At 32.8% G+C, this 23080-nt stretch carries 23 protein-coding genes and 1 pseudogene; 19 read left to right on the top strand and 5 right to left on the bottom strand.

What is annotated here, in order from left to right; translation table 11 throughout:
• Nucleotides 1-16: 16 nt before the first annotated feature.
• On the top strand, nt 17-673 hold the full coding sequence (locus FEF17_RS01460; RefSeq protein WP_139000586.1) for an HAD family hydrolase: 657 nt from the start codon (nt 17-19) through the stop codon (nt 671-673).
• Between the two features lie 46 nt (nt 674-719).
• Here the strand turns inward: FEF17_RS01460 and FEF17_RS14250 are convergent, their stop codons facing one another.
• The 4 genes from FEF17_RS14250 to FEF17_RS01475 form a co-directional block, all read right to left on the bottom strand.
• Nucleotides 720-872 (bottom strand): hypothetical protein, encoded by a 153-nt coding sequence (locus FEF17_RS14250; protein WP_170180953.1) that lies wholly within the window; start codon nt 870-872, stop codon nt 720-722.
• Nucleotides 873-874: 2 nt separating this feature from the next.
• Nucleotides 875-1315, bottom strand: coding sequence for a large conductance mechanosensitive channel protein MscL (gene mscL / locus FEF17_RS01465; RefSeq protein WP_139000587.1), 441 nt, complete (start codon nt 1313-1315; stop codon nt 875-877).
• A gap of 87 nt (nt 1316-1402) precedes the next feature.
• A complete protein-coding gene (locus FEF17_RS01470) occupies nt 1403-4588 on the bottom strand; it encodes a cytochrome c biogenesis protein (protein WP_139002110.1) in 3186 nt (1061 codons plus the stop codon).
• A gap of 106 nt (nt 4589-4694) precedes the next feature.
• Nucleotides 4695-5114 (bottom strand): group III truncated hemoglobin, encoded by a 420-nt coding sequence (locus FEF17_RS01475; protein ID WP_425552636.1) that lies wholly within the window; start codon nt 5112-5114, stop codon nt 4695-4697.
• Nucleotides 5115-5234: 120 nt separating this feature from the next.
• On the opposite strand from FEF17_RS01475, the gene FEF17_RS01480 reads away from it, so the two are divergent.
• The 17 genes from FEF17_RS01480 (at nt 5235) to FEF17_RS01560 (ending at nt 21408) form a co-directional block, all read left to right on the top strand.
• The gene (locus tag FEF17_RS01480; protein WP_139000588.1) at nt 5235-6191 is read left to right on the top strand and encodes a DUF3179 domain-containing (seleno)protein; all 957 of its coding nucleotides are present in this window, start codon (nt 5235-5237) and stop codon (nt 6189-6191) included.
• Nucleotides 6192-6304: 113 nt separating this feature from the next.
• Entirely contained in the window at nt 6305-6841 is a 537-nt protein-coding gene (locus FEF17_RS01485; RefSeq protein WP_139000589.1) for an acyl-CoA thioesterase, read from the top strand.
• Between the two features lie 68 nt (nt 6842-6909).
• The gene (locus tag FEF17_RS01490; RefSeq protein WP_139000590.1) at nt 6910-7218 is read left to right on the top strand and encodes a hypothetical protein; all 309 of its coding nucleotides are present in this window, start codon (nt 6910-6912) and stop codon (nt 7216-7218) included.
• 193 nt (nt 7219-7411) lie between these two features.
• Nucleotides 7412-8179 (top strand): Rossmann-like and DUF2520 domain-containing protein, encoded by a 768-nt coding sequence (locus FEF17_RS01495; RefSeq protein WP_139000591.1) that lies wholly within the window; start codon nt 7412-7414, stop codon nt 8177-8179.
• Nucleotides 8160-8690, top strand: a complete 531-nt coding sequence (locus tag FEF17_RS01500; RefSeq protein WP_139000592.1) for a KdsC family phosphatase — start codon at nt 8160-8162, stop codon at nt 8688-8690. Before FEF17_RS01495 ends, FEF17_RS01500 begins: the two co-directional genes overlap by 20 nt.
• A gap of 23 nt (nt 8691-8713) precedes the next feature.
• Nucleotides 8714-10369 carry an alpha-glucosidase gene (locus FEF17_RS01505; RefSeq protein ID WP_139000593.1) on the top strand — a complete coding sequence of 552 codons (1656 nt, stop codon included), beginning with the start codon at nt 8714-8716 and terminating at the stop codon, nt 10367-10369.
• 4 nt (nt 10370-10373) lie between these two features.
• Nucleotides 10374-11288, top strand: a complete 915-nt coding sequence (locus FEF17_RS01510; protein ID WP_139000594.1) for a geranylgeranylglycerol-phosphate geranylgeranyltransferase — start codon at nt 10374-10376, stop codon at nt 11286-11288.
• On the top strand, nt 11288-11881 hold the full coding sequence (locus FEF17_RS01515; RefSeq protein WP_139000595.1) for a Maf-like protein: 594 nt from the start codon (nt 11288-11290) through the stop codon (nt 11879-11881). The genes FEF17_RS01510 and FEF17_RS01515 overlap by 1 nt, the downstream gene beginning before the upstream one ends.
• A gap of 29 nt (nt 11882-11910) precedes the next feature.
• On the top strand, nt 11911-12855 hold the full coding sequence (locus tag FEF17_RS01520; protein ID WP_139000596.1) for a septum formation inhibitor Maf: 945 nt from the start codon (nt 11911-11913) through the stop codon (nt 12853-12855).
• A 51-nt stretch (nt 12856-12906) separates the two neighbouring features.
• Nucleotides 12907-13449, top strand: coding sequence for a mechanosensitive ion channel domain-containing protein (locus tag FEF17_RS01525; protein WP_139000597.1), 543 nt, complete (start codon nt 12907-12909; stop codon nt 13447-13449).
• 30 nt (nt 13450-13479) lie between these two features.
• Nucleotides 13480-14547 carry a magnesium/cobalt transporter CorA gene (gene corA, locus FEF17_RS01530; protein ID WP_139000598.1) on the top strand — a complete coding sequence of 356 codons (1068 nt, stop codon included), beginning with the start codon at nt 13480-13482 and terminating at the stop codon, nt 14545-14547.
• Nucleotides 14548-14656: 109 nt separating this feature from the next.
• Nucleotides 14657-15130 carry a hypothetical protein gene (locus FEF17_RS01535; protein WP_139000599.1) on the top strand — a complete coding sequence of 158 codons (474 nt, stop codon included), beginning with the start codon at nt 14657-14659 and terminating at the stop codon, nt 15128-15130.
• Nucleotides 15131-15221: 91 nt separating this feature from the next.
• Entirely contained in the window at nt 15222-17744 is a 2523-nt protein-coding gene (locus FEF17_RS01540) for a PIG-L family deacetylase (protein WP_139000600.1), read from the top strand.
• Between the two features lie 116 nt (nt 17745-17860).
• Nucleotides 17861-19687, top strand: coding sequence for a sodium:solute symporter family protein (locus tag FEF17_RS01545; protein ID WP_139000601.1), 1827 nt, complete (start codon nt 17861-17863; stop codon nt 19685-19687).
• The gene (locus tag FEF17_RS01550) at nt 19656-20645 is read left to right on the top strand and encodes a Gfo/Idh/MocA family protein (protein ID WP_139000602.1); all 990 of its coding nucleotides are present in this window, start codon (nt 19656-19658) and stop codon (nt 20643-20645) included. The genes FEF17_RS01545 and FEF17_RS01550 overlap by 32 nt, the downstream gene beginning before the upstream one ends.
• 99 nt (nt 20646-20744) lie before the next feature.
• Nucleotides 20745-21218, top strand: a complete 474-nt coding sequence (locus FEF17_RS01555; protein WP_211342461.1) for a hypothetical protein — start codon at nt 20745-20747, stop codon at nt 21216-21218.
• Complete coding sequence (locus FEF17_RS01560) at nt 21208-21408, top strand: helix-turn-helix transcriptional regulator (RefSeq protein ID WP_139000603.1); 201 nt, start codon at nt 21208-21210, stop codon at nt 21406-21408. The genes FEF17_RS01555 and FEF17_RS01560 overlap by 11 nt, the downstream gene beginning before the upstream one ends.
• A gap of 56 nt (nt 21409-21464) precedes the next feature.
• Here the strand turns inward: FEF17_RS01560 and FEF17_RS01565 are convergent, their stop codons facing one another.
• Entirely contained in the window at nt 21465-22313 is an 849-nt protein-coding gene (locus tag FEF17_RS01565) for a DUF2911 domain-containing protein (protein WP_139000604.1), read from the bottom strand.
• A 174-nt stretch (nt 22314-22487) separates the two neighbouring features.
• Between FEF17_RS01565 and FEF17_RS01570 the strand changes: the two are divergent.
• Nucleotides 22488-23080: pseudogene (locus tag FEF17_RS01570) on the top strand (MIP/aquaporin family protein).

The following is a 23080-nucleotide window of genomic DNA, read 5'->3' on the forward strand; positions in this document are numbered from 1 at the left end:
CCAAAATTTTTTCATAATGCTAAAAGCAGTTATTTTTGATATGGATGGGGTAATTATTGATAGTGAACCTATGCATAACAAAGCATATTATGATATGTTTAATGAAGTTGGTATTAATGTTTCAACCGAACTTTACGAATCATTTACAGGACAGTCTACCATAAACATTTGCAAGCGGTTGTGTGACCATTTTGAATTAAAAGAAACACCAGAAACCCTAGTTGCTTTAAAACGAAAACATTACAAGCACTTTTTTGAAAGTAACTCTAATCTTGGTTTAATTGATGGTGTTTTAGATTTGATAAAAGACTATCGCAATAATAAACTCAAATTAGTTGTTGCTTCTTCTGCAGCCATGACGAGCATTAATCAGATTTTTGATCGTTTTGATTTGAACCAATATTTTAGTGGTAAACTAAGCGGTGGTGACTTAAAGGAATCAAAACCACACCCAGAAATTTTTATTAAAGCCGCAAAAACCACTGGATTTAAAAAGGAAGAATGTGTTGTAATTGAAGATTCAACCAACGGAATTAAAGCCGCTAAGGCTGCTGACATATTCTGCATTGGATACGACAGCTTTCACTCAAAAAATCAAGATTACAGTAAAGCAGATATGGTCATCAAGGATTTTAAAGAAATTGCTTTTAACAAGTTAGAATCATGGTTTTAAGTTTGGTTTACTGATTTAATAAAACCGAAATTAAAAGCATTTTTTCTTATTTAGAATTTTCTTTAATTTTTTTGATAATATTTTTCAAGCGCTCCTTTCTTACGGCCACTTCTGTCTTTTTCCTGTTTTTCTTTTGCGCTACTAACCTTGCATGCTTCGCCTTATTCTTAGTGTTCTTTTCACGTCCTTTTTTCGCCATAATTACTTAGATTTCAACAAAGCATTTTGTTCTTCCATCAATTCATTCAGTTTAGTAAGCAACTCAATATCTTTAGGAGTAGCAACGGTTTCGTCTTTGGTATCTTGAGCTTTATTGCGTAATCGATTCATAAATTTAACCACTATAAAAACGGTAAGCCCAATAATTATAAAATCTAGAAAAGCTTCTCCAAGCGCACCATAACCAATAGCTACTTCGTCCGTGAGTACAGCTCCTGACCCATCATTAATAGTTTCTTTTAAAATAATACGTTTGTCTTGAAAATTTACACCATCGGTTAATAAAGATAATGGCGGTAAAAACACCTTTTTAACCAAAACGTCAATTACCTTATTAAAAGCGGCTCCTATTATAATACCAATGGCCATATCCATCATATTACCCTTTACAGCAAACTCTTTAAATTCTTTGAAAAGTTTCATTTGTTCTTTTTTTAGTTATTAAAAGCCAAAATTAACACAAATGAAAATTATGAAAGACAGGAGCCTTAGAAAAATTAGTATAGTTAATTATTTCTGATAATATTTAGAATAACCACGGTAAGCGAAGTATGATAGAACTGCAATTATTGCACAAGCGATACTAATAAATTTTACGCTTACTATTTGATCCCCACTGGCATAGCTATGTAATCCAGCCAGATAAAAGTTTACACCAAAATACGTCATTAGAATACTAGCGAAGGCTACAATAGACATTAAGTTGTAAAACCAACGACTTCGCAAACCTGGAACCAAACGCATGTGAATAACGAAGGCATATACCATAATACTTATAAGTGCCCAGGTTTCTTTAGGGTCCCAACCCCAATACCGACCCCAACTCTCATTAGCCCACATTCCTCCTAAAAAGTTTCCAATAGTTAGCATAACCAAGCCAACCGTTAACGCCATTTCATTAATTATAGTTAGTTCCTTGATGTTTAAGAACATTTTATTTCTATTCTTTTTATTTGTAAAAACCATAAGCAGTAAACTCACAATTCCTAAAATCATTCCTAAGGTAAATGGACCATAACTCGCTACAATAACCGCTACATGAATCATTAGCCAGTAGCTATTTAAAACGGGTTGTAAGTTCGCAATAGCGGGATCCATCCAATTCCAATGTGCTATCATTAAAATCATAGAAGTCACAAAAGCTGTTGATGCAATGGTTAAATCACTTTTTCTTCCAAAAGCCAATCCAAAAAACATCGTTGCCCAAGCTACATAAATCATAGACTCATAAGCATCACTCCAAGGTGCATGACCAGAAATGTACCAACGCACAATTAATCCTGCGGTATGAAGTATAAAAAGCCCAAGAATAATGAACTTAAATGTCGTTACCGAAATATTTAAAATCCTATTTGAATCTTTAAAAATCTGGATAATTAGAAGTACAAACAGTAAACTACCCGCATACATATACCAGCTAAACAGTTTTTTAAAAATGTCATATTTGTTGTAAAGCACTTCAGTTTTAACCTTGTCGTCACTTAACATAACTTCACCACCATAACGATGTTGTGTTTTTTTGAAGGCCGCTAAAAGCTTTTCTGTTTCTTTAAAATCTCCCGTTTGTTTGGCTTGATTAAGTGTGTATAGGTAAGCTCTAAAACCATTCTTTATAAAATTTTGATAAAGTGAATCTTGAATTTTGTAATTACCGCGTCTATAATCGTAATTAGAAATCCATTTATTATTTTCATCATTTGGGATTGGGAAAATCTTTAATGACATCCCTTCAATGGTGTTGTATAATAAATTAACCCGCTGATCGGTTTCTTTAAATTCCTTTTGAAACCCGTTAGGCACTTGTGCCTTGTAAGCTTCGTCTAAAAAAGGTGCTAATTTATATTCTCCCTTATCTGAAAAGAAATCTGCCAGTCTTACATACTTTTCATCCTTACTAACACCAATAAGTTTCCTAATAGAATCCCCTTTTTTAAGCTTCAAATAAATGATTGGCACATTATACCACAGCATCGGACTTTCTTGAATGGATAAGAATACTTGATTTGCATTAAAATCTTCATAAGTATCATACTTACTTAGCTTTCGTAACATCTCTGAAGCATAGGTATTCACAGGCATCATACGCCCACTTAAATCCTGAATAACTAAATGCCCGAACTCTTCGGCGTGTTCTTTAGGTGTTATATTCCCTTTTAAAATAGAATCTATTTGGGTTTTGGCAGGTCTAGAATGATTATGTCCATCATCACTGAAATGCTCTTGTGTAAAACCCTGCAATCCCAAACAAAAGAATATCACAGCCAACAATTTGGCTTTTTTCTTCTTTACTTTTTCTAATTGATTTTTTAAATCTCCAAAACGCGAATATTTGGAAAATAGAATAGCCATTAAACCAAAGTACAGCATAAAGTAACCGATGTAAGTAATAAGTGTCCCCCAGTAATCATGATTAACAGAAAGAATGGTTCCCTTTTCGTCTGGATCGAAGCTTGATTGAAAAAATCGATACCCGCGATGGTCCAAAATATTATTCATAAATATTTTATAATCAAAATCACCTGCCTCATCATCAATAACGGTAACCTCACTAGAATAAGCCGAATACCCTCTTTCAGTACCTGGGTAGCGCTCTGCTTCAAAATCATTTAACTTAATAGAAAACGGCAATTCTAATACTTTAGACCCGTATCGTAAAGCAAAATCTAAACCTCCTATTTTAACTTGTTTAAATGGGTTATTCATCCCTTTACCTCCAAGTAATCCTAATTGCTTCGTTTCACCATTAGTTGTAACGTTTAGGACAACACCATCTTCATCATTCTTAAGTATTTGCGATTTTTGAACCACATCAAAAACACCTTTTACTACTGGTTTAGGAAACACCATTTGCATATTCCCAATAATGTAACGCGAACGCAAAACCAATGGCTGCAAACTATCTTTTACAAGTTTTCCTTGAGCCATTGTTGCCATGGTCATGTAATCTCCTTCAAATGGCGATTTAATTAAAAGTGAATCTTTTGAATAGGTAATATTTATAGCACCTTCGGTAGGTTTATTTAACGCAAACAAAATATTATGAATGCTTTGTACTTCACCAACTTTCAGGAAATGGTTATGAGGTCTTCCTCCACCAGCTTCAACAATTTTAAGATATTCTTCCCCATTTTCATTAGGTACAATATCTTCTTCTGCACCTTTAATAAATTTTTCTAACTCAATTAAAATAGGTTGCTTGTTGTAATCTGTCTCAATTTTAAAATCGTTATCCAAGCGTGGTGAAAAATCGACTTCATTTTCTAAATAACGCTGTTGTAATTGCCCATTAATTTCATAGTCTCCTACAATTTGAGCGGTTATATACGTTTTTTGAGATAAAAATGCATTTTCGGTAGCTCCTTCTCGAATCCCCATCATCCCTTCATAACTACCATAACGTGTAATAAATGCTCCGAGCAAAATAAAAATAAATGAAAGATGCAAAATAAAAGTAGCCCACTTTTCTTTTTTGTAAAGTCTAAACCTAAAAATATTTCCTGTGAAATTAATAATGAAAAACACCATAATCGCCTCGAACCACCACGCGTTATAAATTAAGTTTCTGGTGTAAGGCGTAGGCGATGTTTCTTGACCAGCGTCCAAAATAGTTCCGGTTGCCATGGCTGCCGCAAAAGCAATAAATAAAAAAGCAGTAAGTCTTGTGGAAAAGAAAATATTAGACAGTTTTTTTTGCATCATGATAACCCGATTTTAAGGTCGTGCAAATTTAGGAATTTATGTTTGCTTTAAGATGTTAAAGTATTATAAAAATTGAGGCTCTTGAGCAAAGGGCTATATCTAATTACAGTATTCTAGCCTTAAAAATTTTTAAATATAAAAAGGTTCCCATTTTTCTTGCACGCCGTTTGGCAATATCGGCGTATTCGCCTTCAAAAAGTTCGTCTATTGTTTCAAACCATAAGTTTAGCCATAAACCGAAATGTAACTCGGTAATTATGTTATTATTCTCTTTATCTGCTTTTATATGGGCTTCTAAAGGATCTCCTTGATATTTATGCTCTAATTTACGCGCCATAAATAAGCTCGTTTCCCAAAACGTTGTTAAGCTTTCTAAATGGGCATCCCAGTCTTTAATAACATCATTAAAAAAAGGACCTAACACCATATCCTTTCGCACTTTTTTATAAAATGATGACACCAATAAAAAAACATCTGCTCTTGTGTTTATATCTACTTTATCCATTGCATACAAAGATATCATTATCCTTAAGTAAACAGACCTTTTGTTGTACACATCTCAAATAAGACTTGTAAGTATTTGTATATTTGGGTAATACTTAATGAAAAAAAATGATGTGCTTACAACAATAAAAAATCTGTGATGAGTAATTTTAAATGGATATATCTTTTATCGATAATAATCAATTTAATTTCATGTAAAGAAACTGAACGTAAAGAGGTAACTAAAGAAATTGATAATAATTCTAAGACGATAAAAATAGTTGCACAGCAAAGACCATTTGGAGAACCTCTTGAAATTGACATGGAAGTTAAAAACGCCTTAGAAAACTTGGCATACGCTAATGAAGAAGATATTAAAATTGACAGTTTAGATTTGGTAATAGGAATTCCTTTAGAAAACACCCAAATTGCAATTCCACTTAAGTACATGTCAGCCTTTGAAGTAGCCAACTTCAAAGTTGAGTCGAATATCTTATCTATAACTTGGTGCCCTATTGTAGGAACTGCAAGAGTATTTGAAAATGATGATGACAACTCTGGCTTAGATTTTGGATATGGCTTAAATAAAAATAATCTATTAGTGGTTGATCGAAAAACCAATACAGTTTGGAATCAACTTTCTGGTAAGGGGATTTTAGGAGAACTTAGTGGTAATAAGTTAAAATCAATTTCAACTATTCAAAGTACCTGGGGTTTTTGGAAGAATAAATATCCTAATACCAAAACACTCATGAATAAAGATACATCAAATGCTGTTTTTCCTCAATTTTTAGATGAAATACCGCATTATAATAACTGGAAACCTGGTGATGGTCGTCCTAAATATGAAGAATTTCATCAAATTGAGACATTAGGACTTGGAATAGATTTTGGTAATTCTTCAATATACTTTCCATTTAATATATTATTTAAAGAGAATTCTCCTATATATTTCGAATTAGAAGGGTTTAAGTTTAATGTTCATTTTGACAAATTAGGATTAACCGCATGGGTGGAAAATATAAATGGAAAAATGATTTCAAGCACTATTGCTTATAATTGGGCATGGAAAAGCTTTTACCCTAAGACAATTATTTATGACAATAAAGCTCAATAATGGCTATAAGAAATTGCTTATGCTCGGCTACTTCTGAAAATCCTTGTGGTTTTCAGTTTGGTAAAGGAAATACGAAATCAAAACTGAACCGCTAAACCTAATTAAAAAAACTAATGAGATGGATTAAACTTTTGAGTGCTTTAGGAAAAGCTAAACTCAGACCAAAACTTAAAGGTTCCGAAACTTCCTCGCTAAACTTTAGAGTATGGATTACTGATATTGATATTTCAGTAATGAACCATGCTGCAATTATGACCGTTTTCGAAATGGGTAGAGCAGATTATATGGTTCGAACCAATTTCTTTAAAGTAGCAACAAAAAATAAATGGTTTTTTCCAAACCAAGCTATAAATGCTCAATTTTACAGACCTTTAAAAATGTTTCAAAAAGCAACAGTATACACTAAGATGTCGTTTGTTGATGAAACATATTTTTATGTAGAGCAGAAAATCATGAGGCATGGAAAACCTATTGCTTCATGCTTTGCAAATGGATTAGCTAAAAAAGGTAGGGAAACGATTCCTACCTCCGAAATATTAAAATCTTTAAAAATTGAAAATAAAGATGTCCCAAGAGAAAACCATGCCCTTATTTGCATGTTTAAAGAAAAAAACAGTAAAATGACTGAAAAAATAATTGATAATTGGTGATTATAATTAACATCCATTCGAGGTGATACAAACAATCCCAAAGCTTCGATGATAATTCTTGTGAAAATTTGTTTATAGCAACCAATATTCAAGCCTCTTTTGAAGAAATGAAAACGGGTGGTAGAAATATTTACCTCAGCTTTTCAGGACAAGTAGAGAACAGTAATAACAATTGTTTTTATTTGTTTGGAACACTAAATGATGCACCTCCTACTGGAACTAATGATGATTTAGACCTTCAAAATGAAACCAATACAGTTATAAACATTGGCAAATGTATACATATTTCTCAAAATAATAACAACCATGTTTATAATGCAAAGACTCTTGGGAATTTTGGTGAATTTATCAATATTAACTTTAGTAGAATTTACTAAGATTATAACGGTAATACATACACGATTACTGGTGAGATACATGTTTTAAGAGATTAAAATTTATTTTAAAAATAATTAAGAAGATCGTTTAAAGGCGGTGTTTTTATGTTTTAAAAAAAATAACGGCATACTGATTTTATAAATAATCTTCTTAGGTTAATTAGTAATTGCTAATAGTTGTTATTTTAGCATTATGGTATCAGTAATACTTCTTGGTGCAGGAAATGTGGCTTCTCACTTATTTGAAGCTTTTTATAATGCTGAAAATATTTCGGTTACTCAATGGTACAATAGAAGTTTAAAAAAACTAAGCTCTTACAAAAATAAGGTTGAAATTACTGATGATTTAAACAATCTAAAAGCTGCCAATATTTATATTTTGGCGGTTAGTGACGATGCCATTGCTGAACTTTCAAAACAGCTTCCTTTAAAAGACCAATTTGTGGTTCATACATCGGGGAGTGTGAATGTTTATGATTTAGACAAAAAGCATAAACGCGGTGTTTTCTACCCATTACAAACATTCAGTAAGGATACCTCTATGGATTTTGCAAACGTTCCTATATGCATTGAAACTATCAACAAATCAGATTATCATATACTTAAAGAATTAGCGCTTAATCTTGGGAGTCCTTTAAAAAAAGTGAATAGCGAGCAACGACGTGTGTTACATTTAGCCGCTGTATTTGTAAATAATTTTACAAATCAGTTATATAGAATTGGTCATGAAATAACCGAAAGCCAAGGTGCCGAATTCGATTTACTAAAACCCCTTATTTTAGAAACAGCAAAGAAAGTTCAGGACATCTCGCCATACATGGCTCAGACAGGTCCAGCAAAACGCAATGATAAAAAAACGATAAAAAAACATTTGAATAGTTTAGAGAGCTTGCATCATCAAGACATCTATAATCTTTTAACCAGTTCAATACAACAAACCCATGGAAGAAAAAAGCTATAAGGAATATTTGAATCATATAACAACCTTTATTTTCGATGTTGATGGTGTACTAACCGATGGTACTGTGCATGTTACAGCTTCTGGCGATATGCTAAGAGCCATGAATATTAAAGATGGCTATGCCCTTAAAACTGCAATAGATATGGGTTATAACGTATGTGTAATTTCTGGTGGATCTAATGAAGGTGTTCGATTACGCTTAAAAGGTCTAGGAATTACCGATATTTATCTGGGTGCTCACAATAAAATTGAACAACTTGATGACTACTTCAATAAAAAAGACGTAAAATCTGAAAACGCTTTGTATATGGGTGACGATATTCCAGATTACCCTGTTATGAAAGGCATTGGCTTACCATGTTGTCCACAAGATGCCGTTCCAGAGATTAAAAGTATTTCAAAATATGTTTCACATAAAAAAGGTGGCAAAGGAGCTGTACGTGATGTTATTGAACAAGTATTAAAAGTTCAAGGCAAGTGGAGTGGAAATTTTAATGCGAAATACGATTAATCTTTATATAATTTTCATATTCAATGCAGAAAACTTGGTGGAAAGAAAGTGTTGTTTACCAAATATATCCGCGCTCATTCAACGACAGTAATGGTGATGGAATTGGTGATATTAATGGTATTATAAATAAGCTTGATTATATTAAATCGTTAGGCATTGATGTTATTTGGCTTTGTCCAGTTTATGAGTCTCCTAATGATGATAATGGTTACGACATAAGTAATTATAGAGCCATCATGAAAGAATTTGGAACCATGACCGAATTCGATACGCTTTTAATGGAAATCCATAAACGAGGTTTGAAATTAGTTATGGATTTAGTTGCAAATCACACGTCCGATGAACATTACTGGTTCCAAGAAGCTCGCAAGTCTAAAGAGAATCCGTATCATGATTATTACATCTGGAAATCAGGAAAGAACGGTAATCCACCCAACAATTGGAAAGCTTTCTTTGGCGGTAGTGTTTGGCAGTATAATTCAAATACTGACGAGTATTACATGCATTTTTTCTCTAAAAAACAACCTGATTTAAATTGGGAAAACCCAAAAGTGCGTCAAGAAATTTATGATATTATAAAGTTTTGGTTTGAAAAAGGTGTCGACGGGTTTAGAATGGATGTTATTTCGCTTATATCGAAGCAACTTGACTTCCCAGATGCAGACACCGACAATTATGTAGAAGTCATAAATAAATATTATGCCAATGGCCCAAAAATACACAAGTATTTAAAGGAAATGAATGCGACCGTTTTAAGCAAATATGATATTATGACTGTTGGTGAAGGACCAGGAATTAATTTAGAAAATGGCTTGCAATATGTTGACGCATCTGAAAATGAGTTAAACATGATTTTTCATTTTGACCACATGTTTATTGATGCAGGGCCAGGTGGAAAATATGATACTATTCCAATAGATTTAATGAAGTTTAAGAATATCTTTAATCAATGGGACAAAAAACTAAAAAACAAGGGATGGGGAAGTATATTTTTAGGTAATCATGATTTTTCAAGAATAGTTTCCCGATTTGGAAATGATTCCATTTATCGTACCGAATCTGCCAAATTATTAGCAACATTGCTCCTATCTTTAAGAGGCACCGTTTACATTTATCAAGGAGAAGAAATTGGAATGACAAATGTAGCTTTCAGTTCAATTGAAGACTATAACGATATTGAAACCTTGAACGCTTATAATGAAGGTAAAAAGCAAGGTAAAAATATGGATGATGTTATGAAGAACATTCATATGCAAAGTCGTGATAATGCAAGAACACCCATGCATTGGGACTCAGGTTCTAATGCTTCTTTCACTTCGGGCAAACCCTGGATAAAAATGAATCCTAATTACACTAAAATAAATGTTGAGAATCAATTGAATTATGAAGGTTCTATCTTATCATACTATAAAAGAATGATACAATTTAGGAAAGAAAACCCTGTTCTAGTTTACGGTGATTACGAGTGTATTGACCTTTTAAATCAATATACATACGCCTATAGACGCTGGGACGAATCAACAGAATTTTTAATCATTCATAATTTTAGTGATAACAAATTATTATGGGAGACTTCCATAAAAACAGAAAATTACACATTAGTTAAGTCAAATATTGATAAATCTAATCAGCTGTTTGAACTTCTGCCTTGGCAATCTAAAATTCTGAAAAAACAATAATTATTTGAATTTCCTAAACCTCATTCGTTGGAAAAACTTATTAATGATTGCCTTATCGCAATTACTTCTAAAGTACGCTTTACTAGAGCCATTTGGGGTGAGTACTAGCTTAGATATTTTGGGTATTTCATTGCTAATTTTGGCGACTCTGTGTATTGCAGCAGCGGGAAATATAATTAATGATTTAAATGACATAGAAACCGACACTATTAATAAACCAAACAGCATAATTGTTGGTAAAAGTATTTCAGAAAAAAGTGCTTACTACTATTTTATCATGTTCAATATAGTTGGTGTAGGTGTTGGGTTTTACTTATCACATTTAGTGAACAAAAGCGCTTTTTTTTCTTTGTTCGTAATTGTTTCAATACTACTTTACGTTTATGCCACCTATTTAAAACGCACATTTTTAATAGGTAATTTAGTAGTTTCAGCACTTGTTGCTTTAAGCTTAATATTTGTTGGAATATTTGATTTAATACCATCTTTAACTTCATTAAACAGAGAAACGCAATTGACTTTCTTCAATGTAATATTAGACTATGCTTTATTTGCATTTTTACTTAATCTATTAAGAGAAATTACAAAAGATATTGAGGATATAAATGGCGATTTTAAAGCAGGCATGAAAACCATACCTTTAGTTTTAGGACGTGAGCGCACTAAATATATTTTAGCTTTTTTAAATATTGTTATTTTGGTCGGTATTATTGTATACGTTATAAATAGTCTATATACCCAATTAAGCTTAGTAATTTATTTTTTAATCTTTATTATAGCACCACTTATATTTACAAGTGTTAAAATTTTTAATGCTGACTCAAATAAAGAAGTTGGATTAATTAAGAATTTGTATAAATGGATTATGTTATTTGGAATGCTCTCGTTACTTTTATACAAGTATATTATACTTAATTAATGCTAAACGAAAACCTTAAGAATTATCACATTATTTTAGCTTCAGGTTCTCCTAGAAGGCAAGATTTGTTAAAAAATTTAGGCTTAAATTTTGAAGTAAGGCTAAAACCATTAAAGGAAGATTATCCTCCCAAATTAGTGCACTTTGAAATAAGTAATTATTTAGCGCAACTAAAAGCTTTTTCTTTTAAAGAAGAATTAAAGCCTAATGATATATTAATTACTAGTGATACCATTGTTTGGCATAACAATAAAGCAGTTGGCAAGCCCACAAGTGAAGATGATGCTTTTAATATTTTAAAATCATTAAGCAATGCGACTCATGAGGTCATCACATCGGTTTGCTTTACAACAACCGACTTCGAAAAAACACTTCATAGTATAACAAAAGTTACGTTTAAGTCTTTGTTAGATGACGAAATTAGGTACTATATTAAAAACTTTAAGCCTTTTGACAAAGCAGGCGCCTATGGTATTCAAGATTGGATTGGACAAATAGGTGTTACAAAAATTGAAGGCTCATATTTTAATGTTATGGGCTTCCCCGTACATCTTGTTTACAAAACGTTAAACAGCATTGCAGAAGGCATTTAGGTTTGTAACTTTATCGCAAAATACTTGTTATGAAAAAAATTATAAATACCAAATTAATCTTTATGGGTATTGCTGGAATTATTATAGTGACAACCGCTTGCAAACAAGAAAAAGAGATTGAATTATTTGCTATACATTCAAGCGAACCTATCGTAGCAAAAAAAACGTCCAATAAGGAAAATCTATCCAAAGAATTCAAGGACTATTGGTACAACGGAGAAGCCGAAATATCTTCATATAAATTAGAGCAAGCCCGCTATGGCGAAATTCGAGAAGGCAAAGCGGTTTTAATTTATGTTACTGAAGATTTTTTACCCAACGTTCAAGTAAAAGCGGATAATTGGAATAAAAGTAATGTCCCTATTTTAAAACACAACGCCACAAAAAAGTTCAATACTGGTATGTATCCCTATTCCATTATGCAAAGTACATTCTATCCAGTTTCAAATAACAGTCATGCTTTAAAAGTTTCCAGTTCCATGCAGGAGTGGTGCGGTCATGTCTACGCACAACTTAACAATAGAGAAGATTTTGAAATTTCTTCACATTCCTATTTTGACGGAGAAGCCGATAAAAATATTACTTTAAAAAAATCTGTTCTAGAAAATGAATTATGGACGCAACTCCGTTTAGATCCTAAATCCCTGCCATTAGGAAATTTAAAAATGATTCCTTCTTTTGAGTATTTAAGGCTAAGACATGTACCATTCAAAGCATACGATGCTAATGCACAAATAAAGGGCAATATTTACACTGTTAATTACCCTAAATTAGATAGAACATTATCTATTACTTTCAACAAAAATTTCCCTTATGATATTTTAAACTGGGAAGAAACATTTAAAAGTGGTTTTGGCTCCAATGCCAAAATACTTGCAACGAAAGGCACTAAAATAAATACTATCAGATCGCCTTACTGGCAAAAAAACAAAAATAAAGATGAAGTTCTTAGAGAAACCCTTCAATTAGATTAATATTGTTTTCATTTTGAACGTATCTTTGCAATAAACTTAATGAACTGAGTTATGTTTTTAAGCAACTTTCAAAATGAACTAATTGTATCTGGAATTGTAATTTTTTCAATATTGATAATTAGGTTTATTACACATTTTACTATTACCAAAATTGCCAAAAAAAACGGCATAAACGAGGCTAGAATTAGGCTCATGCGACGATATATCACAGTAACTCTTTTTTTAATAGTCTTGCTTATTGAAGCCTTTATTTTTGGTGCAGAATTTAAGGATCTTGCTTTAATTTTTTCATCCATATTTGCAATTCTGGGGATTGCTCTTTTTGCAATTTGGTCAATATTAAGTAACGTGACCTCTGGAATAATCATGTTCTTTAACTTCCCATATAAAGTGGGAGACAAAATAAGTATTCATGACAAAGATTTCCCATTAGAGGCCATAATAGAGGATATACGAGCATTTCAACTGCATTTAAGGTTAGACAATGGCGATTTAGTTACTTATCCGAATAATCTTATGCTACAAAAAGCTGTAACCTTACTTGAAAAGGATGCCATTGACGATGTTAAAGAGGATGATGGCGAAGCTGTTTAAATAATACCTATATTTAGGTAATATAACAGAATGACTAGAAAACGAGTTTATAGGTCTAAAAAGAAATTAGGACAAGCTCCTGGAAGTATTGTATATACCGGAGAACGTTCTAAAGAAAAACTTTCCATTGAAACTTTCGACTACAGTATGCATCACTGTTACGAAAAAGTATTACAGTCCATTCAGGAAAGTTTCGAGTTTAAACTAACCGATTCTATTACCTGGATTAACTTAAATGGGCTTAATCATGTGTCAGACATTGAGGCTTTAGGAAAGCACTATGAATTGCACCCCTTAGTTTTAGAAGATATTGTAAATATTGCCCAACGTCCTAAAATTGACGAATACCAAAACTACCTTTTTGTGGTTCTTAAAATGCTCTATTACGACGGTAACCAAAATATAGTATCGGAGCAAGTAAGTTTTATATTAGGAGAGAACTATGTGATTTCATTCCAAGAAGCTGAAGGCGATGTTTTTGATTCAGTACGAACCAGAATAAGACAAGGTAAAGGTCGCGTGCGTCAAATGAAATCAGATTACCTGCTGTATGTTCTAATCGATGCCATTGTTGACCACTATTTTAGTGTAATTGAAATCTTAGGAGATAAAATTGAAGATTTTGAAACGGCTATTTTTTCTGGAGATGTAAATGATGACACTAGTAAAAAAATTCAAGATTTAAAACGTGAAATATTAAGAGTTCGCAGGGCAATATTTCCACTTAGAGAGGTAATAAGTCGCATTGAAAAAAATGACAATCAACTCATAGATAAAAAAACGCTCACCTATTATCGTGATATTTACGATCATTTAATTCAGGTTTCAGAAAACATTGATATCTATCGCGAGATGATTTGGAGTTTAATGGACATGTATATGACTTCGATTAGCAATAGAATGAATGAAGTTATGAAAGTTCTCACCATAATGGCTTCAATTTTTATTCCGCTTACATTCATTGCTGGTATTTACGGTATGAACTTCGAATACATACCAGAAATAAAATACAAATATGGTTATTTTGCCATTTGGGGTGTTATGATTTTTATCTTTCTTGGGATGCTCTATTATTTCAAAAAGAAGAAATGGTTGTGATTCTGTCAATTTGACATTTCATTATTTCAAAATAATTCTAGCCATTCTTTGGTATATTTTTTGAATTTTCTCTTACCGAAACGTATGTGTAATTCAAAAATATTTAGTGATGAAAACATTGAAACTACTTCCTTTGTTTTGTCTTTTATTTTTTAATTGTTCAGGACAAAACAAGCAAGAAACTAAGGAGAAAGAAAATGAACCAGACGAGAATATTACTGTTAATAAAGAATATGGCGAATTTGGGAATTTAAAGCGGTATGACTCTATTTATTCATACAGTTATTCTTCAAATGGAAAATTAAGTGATCGCATTAAAAGTCAATTTCAAAAGCACTTTAACAATCATTCCTTTTTTAACGACTCCTTTTTCGATGATTTTTTTGAAAGAGATTCAACATCAGGACAATTTCATTCTGATAATTTCTTCCATAACGGCTTTATAAATAATGATAAAGAAATTGAACAAATGATGAAAAGGATGGATTCTATTCAACAATTATTCTTTAATCAAAAACCACGAATGATTATTCCTCCCGAACCAGATTCTGAGCCAAAACAAAAAGACATGAAACAAATTTGATAATCATTTTAAGAAGCGTTAAATAAAAATTAAAACCAGCCGAAGTGCTGGTTTCTTTTTTATATTTGATTTTTAGCTAACTAAAGTTATAATGAAAAGACAACTATTTTACTTAATTATATTAGTATTTACTCTTTCAATTCAAGCTCAAAAACCAAAAACACCCTCTTCAACAGAAATATATGAATCTATCCAAAAACTTAATTTTTTAGGTTCAGTATTATATGTTGCGGCCCATCCAGATGATGAGAACACACGATTAATTGCCTACATGTCCAATAAAGTAAAGGCAAGAACAGCTTACCTGTCTTTGACGCGTGGTGATGGTGGACAAAACCTCATTGGTCCAGAATTAAGAGAATTATTAGGTGTAATTAGAACCCAAGAGTTGCTAGCGGCACGACGTATTGATGGTGGCGAGCAAATTTTTACTAGAGCCAACGACTTTGGCTTTTCTAAACACCCTGAAGAAACTCTGGAAATTTGGAATAAAGACCAAGTACTAAGCGATGTTGTCTTGGCTATTAGAAAATTTCAACCAGATATAATAATTAATAGATTCGACCACAGAACTCCTGGGCGAACTCATGGTCACCATACCAGTTCAGCTATGTTAAGCCTTGAAGCTTTTGATTTATCAAATAGTAACGAAGCCTATACAAATCAAATAGAGAAATATGGTCTCTGGCAACCAAAACGCATTTTTTTTAATACAGGATGGTGGTTTTATGGGAGTCGGGAAAACTTTGAAAAAGCCGATAAAAGTAATATGAGAAGTTTAGACATAGGGACCTACTATCCATTAAAAGGCTTATCCAATAACGAGTTGGCTTCATTAGCAAGTAGCCAGCATTTATGCCAAGGGTTTGGTCGTTTGGCGCAGCGCGGTTCTCAACAAGAATATATAGAATTTTTAAAAGGAGAGCCTTTAAACGAGGGTACGCAAATTTTTTCAGGAATTGATACCTCCTGGAATAGAATTAGAGGGGGACAGGCCATTGGTGAAATTCTTGAGAAGATTGAAGGTGATTTCAATTTTAAAAATCCCTCAGTACATGTACCTCAGCTTCTAAAAGCATACAAATTATTACAGAATATTGAAAGTAAGCATTGGAAAACTCAGAAGACTAAAGAGCTTATTTCAATCATTGAAATGTGTGCTGGTCTTTATTTAGAAGTTTCTGCCGAGACAAATTGGGCTACTCCAAACGAAACCATAAATCTAAATATAGAAGCACTTAATAGAAGTGAAACTCCTACCACCCTTGTAAGTTTAAACAACCATGAAGATTTAAATATTTCGAAGGAAATAGTTTTAAAAAATAACATTAAATACCCGTTCAAAGAAGTTATAAAAATTCCTAGCTCTGCTAAACCAACCACACCCTATTGGCTTACAAACAAAGGCTCTTTAGGTATGTATAAGGTAGAAAACGAAGCGCTAATTGGTTTACCTGAGACGCCAAGAACCTTTAACTTAGACTTTAATTTACTAATAGACAACGTTCCCATAACCATAACCAAACCAATTGTTCAGCGCTATTCTAAACCAGATAAGGGTGAATTATATCGTCCTTTTGAGATTATACCTGAGGTGTCCGCCAAAATCACTGAAAAAGTGATCATATTAGACAATGATTCTCAACGTGACATCACCGTGATGGTTAAAGCAGGACGAGATAATTTAGAAGGAGCTGTTGAAGTTTACCACCCCGATGACTGGAACATTTATCCTAAACAGCAAAAAGTAAATATTGCAAATAAAGGAGAAGAACAGGCACTTATATTTACAATTATTCCTCCGGAAAACCAAAGTGAAGGCATAATTGGTCCCATAGTTCATATTAATGATAAAGATTATACCGATGAGCTTATTGAAATAGCCTATGAGCACATCCCATTTCAAACGGTTTTACTTCCAAGTGAAAGTAAAATTGTCCGTCTAGATATAAAGAAGAAGGGAGAAAACATAGCCTATATACAAGGTGCAGGTGATGTTGTTCCAGAAAGTCTTGAACAAATTGGTTATAATGTTCGTGTTCTAAAACCAGATGAAATTGATGCTGAAACTTTAAGTAGATTCGATGCTGTTGTAGTTGGAATAAGAGCTTATAATACGGTTGAAGACTTAAAATTTAAACAAAAAGAATTATTTGATTTTGTTGCCCAAGGAGGCAACATAATTGTGCAATACAATACAAGTCATCGAGTTAAAGTAAATGATTTGGCTCCTTTTGAATTAAAACTGTCGAGAGATCGAGTTACAGAAGAAAATGCCGAAGTTCGTTTTTTAAACCCTGGACATCCTGTTTTAAATTTCCCAAACAAAATTACCCAAAAAGATTTTGAAGGTTGGACTCAAGAAAGAGGACTGTATTTTCCTAATCAATGGGATGATGCTTTTACTCCTATTTTATCTATGAATGATAAAGACGATACTCCAAAAGATGGAAGTTTACTAATTGCAGAATATGGAAAAGGCCACTATATCTATACTGGTCTAAGCTTTTTTCGAGAATTTCCTGCCGGAGTTTCCGGTGCATACCGGTTGTTTGCTAATATGCTCTCCCTTGGAAAAGATGAATTTAAAGCTGAAGCCAAAATAAACGACTAATTATGACAGACAACCAACAACCTAAACAACCTTGGCTTAAACTATATTCCATTGTTTTAATAGCTAATGCCATTTACATTTTAGTTTTTTATTTAATTATGAAATGGTTTTAAACTATGCAGACACTAGATTGGATTGATTGGATTGTTTTACTCGTTACTTTACTTACTATTGTTGGTTATGGCACATGGAAAACAAGAGGCAGTAAAAGTGTACAGGACTATGTAAAAGGCGGCAACACAACAAAGTGGTGGACTATTGGATTATCTGTAATGGCTACCCAAGCAAGTGCGATAACATTTTTATCAACTACGGGGCAAGCTTTTTCAGACGGCATGGGTTTTGTACAATTTTACTTTGGCCTTCCTATTGCCATGGTTATAATATGTCTTGTTTTTATTCCATTATACCATCGACTGAAAGTATATACGGCATATGAATTTTTAGAAAATAGATTCGACTTAAAAACAAGGAGTCTTACAGCCATCCTATTTTTAATACAGCGGGGTTTAGCTGCGGGAATAACCATATTTGCACCTGCGATAATTTTGTCGGTTGTTCTGGGATGGAACATCACCTACCTCAATATTGTTATTGGTATTTTAGTTATTATTTACACTGTTTCTGGGGGAACAAAAGCCGTTACCGTTACACAAAAACAGCAAATGTTTGTCATATTTGCAGGCATGCTTGCCGCTCTTTTTATTATTCTAAATCTTATTCCAGACGACGTTTCATTTACAAAAGCCTTGGATATTGCTGGAGCTAATGGGAGAATGGAGGTTTTAGATTTTTCTTTCGATTTAGAAAATAGATACACCGTATGGTCAGGTTTAATAGGTGGTACCTTTCTCGCCTTAGCATATTTTGGCACAGACCAAAGTCAAGTACAGCGATACCTCTCGGCTCGATCCATGAAAGAAATGCAAATGGGACTTATATTTAACGGTCTATTAAAAGTTCCTATGCAATTCTTCATATTACTAGTGGGTATTATGGTGTTTGTATTTTATCAATTTAACCCAGCACCATTAAACTTTATAGATTCTTCGACAGAAAAAGTTCTAGCTTCGGAATATTCTCAACAATACCAGAATCTTCAAGAAAAACAGAATGCGCTTTTTAATGAAAAGAAAACCTTAAGTATTGAACTTTCTAAAAAGGATGATGATAAATTAAGACAAGATTTATTTGTACTCGATAGTATTGAAAAAACACACCGCTCGGAATCTAAATATTTAATTAAAAGAGCCATTGACTCTTCATATGCGAATAATTATGATAGGCTAAATGAAGAACTACGCCAACTTAGTGGCGATAAAAATAGTGATACTTATAAGCAAAAAGAAGCCGAATTAGTAACCTTATATCAAGAATCGGCTAAAGACACACAAACTAATGATAGAGATTATATGTTTATCACATTTATTCTCAAAAACCTTCCCAAAGGACTCATTGGCTTGTTGCTTGCTGTGATATTATCGGCTGCTATGTCTTCAACTGCTTCAGAAATAAATGCGCTTGCTACCATAACGTCTATAGATTTATACGGTAGAAATCTAAAGGAAGATAAAGACGAAAAACACATGGTAAATGCAACTAAAATATTCACACTAGTTTGGGGAATCATCGCAATTATTATTGCATGTTTTGCTAACCTCGCCGAGAACTTAATACAACTTGTTAATATTATTGGCTCTATCTTTTATGGTAATGTATTAGGAATATTTCTTTTAGCATTTTTCTTTAAATTTATTAAAGCAAATGCTGTTTTTACTGCTGCTCTAATCACCCAGGTTGTTGTAGTCTATGGCTGGTGGAATGATTGGATGCCTTATTTATGGCTAAATTTGTTTGGATGTATATTAGTTATATTAATTGCTATCTTAATTCAACTTTTTAATAGAAATCATGTCAAAACCGACTTCAAAGAAAGTCATTAAATGGGGCATTATTGGTCTAGGAAATATTGCTCATAAATTTGCAGAAGATTTAGTGACTTTAAATGACAGTAAACTTTATGCTGTTGCATCACGTTCGCAACAAAAGGCAAATGATTTTGCTTCTAAATACAATGCTATAAAAGCCTACGACAGCTATGAATCATTAGCTAAAGACCCCAATATTGATGCTGTATATATAGCAACTCCTCATGTGCTTCATCAAGAAAACACCTTGCTTTGCCTAGAGAACGGACTTGCAGTACTTTGTGAAAAGCCGTTCGCAATGGACATTAACGAAGTAAATGAAATGATTGAACAGGCAAAAGCCAAAAATGTACTTTTAATGGAAGCACTTTGGACTTACTTTTTGCCACATTATGAATATGTTTTAAAAGCTTTAAAAGATAAGATTTATGGTAAAGTATTAAAACTTGAAACGGATTTTGGATTTTTTAGAGCATTTGATAATTCATCAAGACTATTTAATAAATCACTTGGTGGTGGAAGCTTGCTAGACATAGGTATCTATCCAATCTTTTGTGCTTTAAGCACTATGGGAAATCCACAAAACATTAACGCAACAGCTACTTACTTTAAAAATGGAGCTGACTCCTCATGTGATATGGTTTTTGAATATAAAAACTCCACTAAAGCCATTTTAAAGAGCAGTCTTATTAAAGATACTCCGGGTGAAGCCATCTTTTATTGCGAAAAAGGTATAATCAAAATTAATGGTGGATTTCATGCACCTACTACTGTAACTTTGATGCCCGATAACAGCAATCTGGAAACCTTAAATTTTGGCTATAACACGAATGGCTACAACTATGAGATTCTTCATTTTAACGACCTCCTAAGAAATAATAAAACCGAAAGTGATGTCATGACCTTTAAGTTTAGCGAACAGCTCATCAAAACTTTAGACCTTGTTCGTTCGCTAATAGATTTAAAATATTAAGTCATAATAAGACATGTTTTTATGACTTTAAGTAATTTTTATTTGTCATTATGTAAAGTTTATTTTACTTTTATAAAATCAATTTTAAATCGAACAGTTATGAAAACAACTTATTTATTACCTCATAAGTATAATACCTTGGGTTGGATAATCCTAGGAATTGGTCTAACTGCAGGTATTTTTATACTTCTTACCGATTACGAGTCAAACTTTCTAACAACCAAAGTACTCGCCGTTTATAACGATGAGGCTATTTTTACTAGTTCAAAAGGCTTCTTCAAAATTATAGAGAATAGCATTATCGACGAATTAACTGCTATCGCAATAATTATTGGAGGATTTTTGGTAGTTTTCTCAAGGGAAAAAATCGAAGATGAATTTATTTCTAAATTAAGAAGTGATTCGCTTATTTGGGCTATTGTCGTGAATTACGGAATTTTGGTTTTAGCAATATTATTCGTTTTTGGGTTATCATTTTTTGATATTTTAGTATTTAACATGTTTACTCCGCTCCTATTCTTTATTTTTCGTTTCAATTTCTTAAAACATAAATCTAGAAGTCATGAAGAATAATATAAAAGTGCAGCGTGCTATACATAACATGACTCAAGCAGATCTTGCCGTAAAAATTGGAGTAAGCAGGCAAACCATAAATGCTATGGAAAAAAACAAGTATGTACCCTCCACGGTATTGTCGCTAAAAATTGCTCAACTTTTTAAAAAACCCTTAGAAGAGATTTTTATATTGGATGACAATGACTAAAAAAAGCGCAACTTTTAAAGTTGCGCTTTTTTTCTACTTTATTATGAAGTTAAAAATTACATAGCTCCCCACTCTTTAAGAGAATCCGTATTCATTTTTACGTAATCATCATTTCCAGCCTTTTCAGCATGCATAAGTGATGCTTTTGCTGCAGCTATAGCCGTATCTTTGCTTCCTGCCTTCGCATGAATTACCGACTGCTGTCTTAAAACCCAAAAACGAGGGTTATCTTTTGTCATTTCTACAGCCTTATCAATCCACGCTTTTGCTTTACTAATATCCTTTCCTTCCTGTAAATAATAAACAGCAGACTGAAAATAGTCATTCACACCTGGACCGCTCATAACATTGTTTATACTTGCTAATACAGCTTCATCTGTAGGAACTGTAAACGGAACAGCTAAATAAGTTTTATCCCATAAAATAGCGATAGTAGCACTACTGTTTTTTAAATTACTAATATCCATAGTAAAAGACTCTACACTGTATTCCATTGCGTATGCTTTTACAGTTGTTCTTGCTGCCACATGTGCATCTTCTAACTCCTTTGGTGTTCCAAACTCCTTACCGTCATTGTAAAAAATTACTTCCCACGTATCTGTATTTGGAATAGTAAAAATAGAGTAAGAACCGGCTTTTAAAGTCTGTCCATCAATAGTTGCGTCAGTGCTAAATGTGATTTTTGTTCTGGCATTAGCTCCCGTTCTCCATATTTTACCAAAAGGAACAAGGCTTCCAAATACTTTTCGCTCTTTAACCCCAGGTCTAGAATATTCAAGTGTAACATCGGTTAAACCAACTTTTTGCTCCAATTTAGAAAAGGGACTTGGTGCAGGGGTATCAACCTGAGCATTTAAGGAATTGATTAAAGTAAATGCAAATAAACATAATAGTAATTTTTTCATTTTATAATTATTTAAGATTAGTTTTCAAGTCAATAAATTTAGTAATTATAAAAACCTTTATTGTTAACAAAAGCTTAAAATAAGACTAAGTATATTTGTATAAACAATATGACGAAACGGTTTATTTCTGAAACAATTTAAACTTTCGTCATGGTGTTTTGCGTATGTGGTGTCATGACCATAAATGAAATAACCCGAGGAAGTATAATTCACGTTGCAGTTGCGGCTACTTGGGGACTAATAGTTATGCCAATGATTTATGCCTTTGGTGAAATTTCTGGAGCACATTTTAATCCAGGCGTTACAATTGGTTTTGCTATCTCCAAAAATTTAACTAGAATAAGGTACCTAAATACCTCCTAGCCCACGCCATAGGTGCTGTGCCCGCTGCCTTTATATTGTGGTTTTTACTTCGTGAGAGTCAGTTTTTAGGGGAAACGACCCCTACCGAAAATTTTCCAGCCTATAAAGTGGCTATTCTAGAGTTCCTACTTACCTTCTTTTTAAAGATAGTAATCATTAATGTATCTACCCGTAGTAAAGAAATGGGCACTATGTCAGGTATAGCTTTGGACGGTGTTACATTATTAGAAGCTATGTTTGATCGCCCAATGACAAAAACATCTATAAACCCTATTCGCTCTATAGCTCCTGCCCTTTTCACGGTTAATTTTCAATACTTGAGGTTATACATTGCCGCACCTTTTTTTGGTGCACTAAACGCTATTTCTAGTTGTAAATTAGTGAAAGAAGAACAGCGCTGTTAA

This window comes from Hyunsoonleella aestuarii (assembly GCF_006148925.1).
Lineage (GTDB): Bacteria > Bacteroidota > Bacteroidia > Flavobacteriales > Flavobacteriaceae > Algibacter_D > Algibacter_D aestuarii.

Coding starts and splice junctions, on each gene's coding strand:
- FEF17_RS01460 (WP_139000586.1), top strand. CDS start 17: ATGCTAAAAGCAGTTATTTTTGATATGGATGGGGTAATTATTGATAGT.
- FEF17_RS14250 (WP_170180953.1), bottom strand. CDS start 872: ATGGCGAAAAAAGGACGTGAAAAGAACACTAAGAATAAGGCGAAGCAT.
- mscL (WP_139000587.1), bottom strand. CDS start 1,315: ATGAAACTTTTCAAAGAATTTAAAGAGTTTGCTGTAAAGGGTAATATG.
- FEF17_RS01470 (WP_139002110.1), bottom strand. CDS start 4,588: ATGCAAAAAAAACTGTCTAATATTTTCTTTTCCACAAGACTTACTGCT.
- FEF17_RS01475 (WP_425552636.1), bottom strand. CDS start 5,114: ATGATATCTTTGTATGCAATGGATAAAGTAGATATAAACACAAGAGCA.
- FEF17_RS01480 (WP_139000588.1), top strand. CDS start 5,235: ATGAGTAATTTTAAATGGATATATCTTTTATCGATAATAATCAATTTA.
- FEF17_RS01485 (WP_139000589.1), top strand. CDS start 6,305: ATGAGATGGATTAAACTTTTGAGTGCTTTAGGAAAAGCTAAACTCAGA.
- FEF17_RS01495 (WP_139000591.1), top strand. CDS start 7,412: ATGGTATCAGTAATACTTCTTGGTGCAGGAAATGTGGCTTCTCACTTA.
- FEF17_RS01500 (WP_139000592.1), top strand. CDS start 8,160: ATGGAAGAAAAAAGCTATAAGGAATATTTGAATCATATAACAACCTTT.
- FEF17_RS01505 (WP_139000593.1), top strand. CDS start 8,714: ATGCAGAAAACTTGGTGGAAAGAAAGTGTTGTTTACCAAATATATCCG.
- FEF17_RS01515 (WP_139000595.1), top strand. CDS start 11,288: ATGCTAAACGAAAACCTTAAGAATTATCACATTATTTTAGCTTCAGGT.
- FEF17_RS01520 (WP_139000596.1), top strand. CDS start 11,911: ATGAAAAAAATTATAAATACCAAATTAATCTTTATGGGTATTGCTGGA.
- FEF17_RS01525 (WP_139000597.1), top strand. CDS start 12,907: ATGTTTTTAAGCAACTTTCAAAATGAACTAATTGTATCTGGAATTGTA.
- corA (WP_139000598.1), top strand. CDS start 13,480: ATGACTAGAAAACGAGTTTATAGGTCTAAAAAGAAATTAGGACAAGCT.
- FEF17_RS01535 (WP_139000599.1), top strand. CDS start 14,657: ATGAAAACATTGAAACTACTTCCTTTGTTTTGTCTTTTATTTTTTAAT.
- FEF17_RS01540 (WP_139000600.1), top strand. CDS start 15,222: ATGAAAAGACAACTATTTTACTTAATTATATTAGTATTTACTCTTTCA.
- FEF17_RS01545 (WP_139000601.1), top strand. CDS start 17,861: ATGCAGACACTAGATTGGATTGATTGGATTGTTTTACTCGTTACTTTA.
- FEF17_RS01550 (WP_139000602.1), top strand. CDS start 19,656: ATGTCAAAACCGACTTCAAAGAAAGTCATTAAATGGGGCATTATTGGT.
- FEF17_RS01555 (WP_211342461.1), top strand. CDS start 20,745: ATGAAAACAACTTATTTATTACCTCATAAGTATAATACCTTGGGTTGG.
- FEF17_RS01560 (WP_139000603.1), top strand. CDS start 21,208: ATGAAGAATAATATAAAAGTGCAGCGTGCTATACATAACATGACTCAA.
- FEF17_RS01565 (WP_139000604.1), bottom strand. CDS start 22,313: ATGAAAAAATTACTATTATGTTTATTTGCATTTACTTTAATCAATTCC.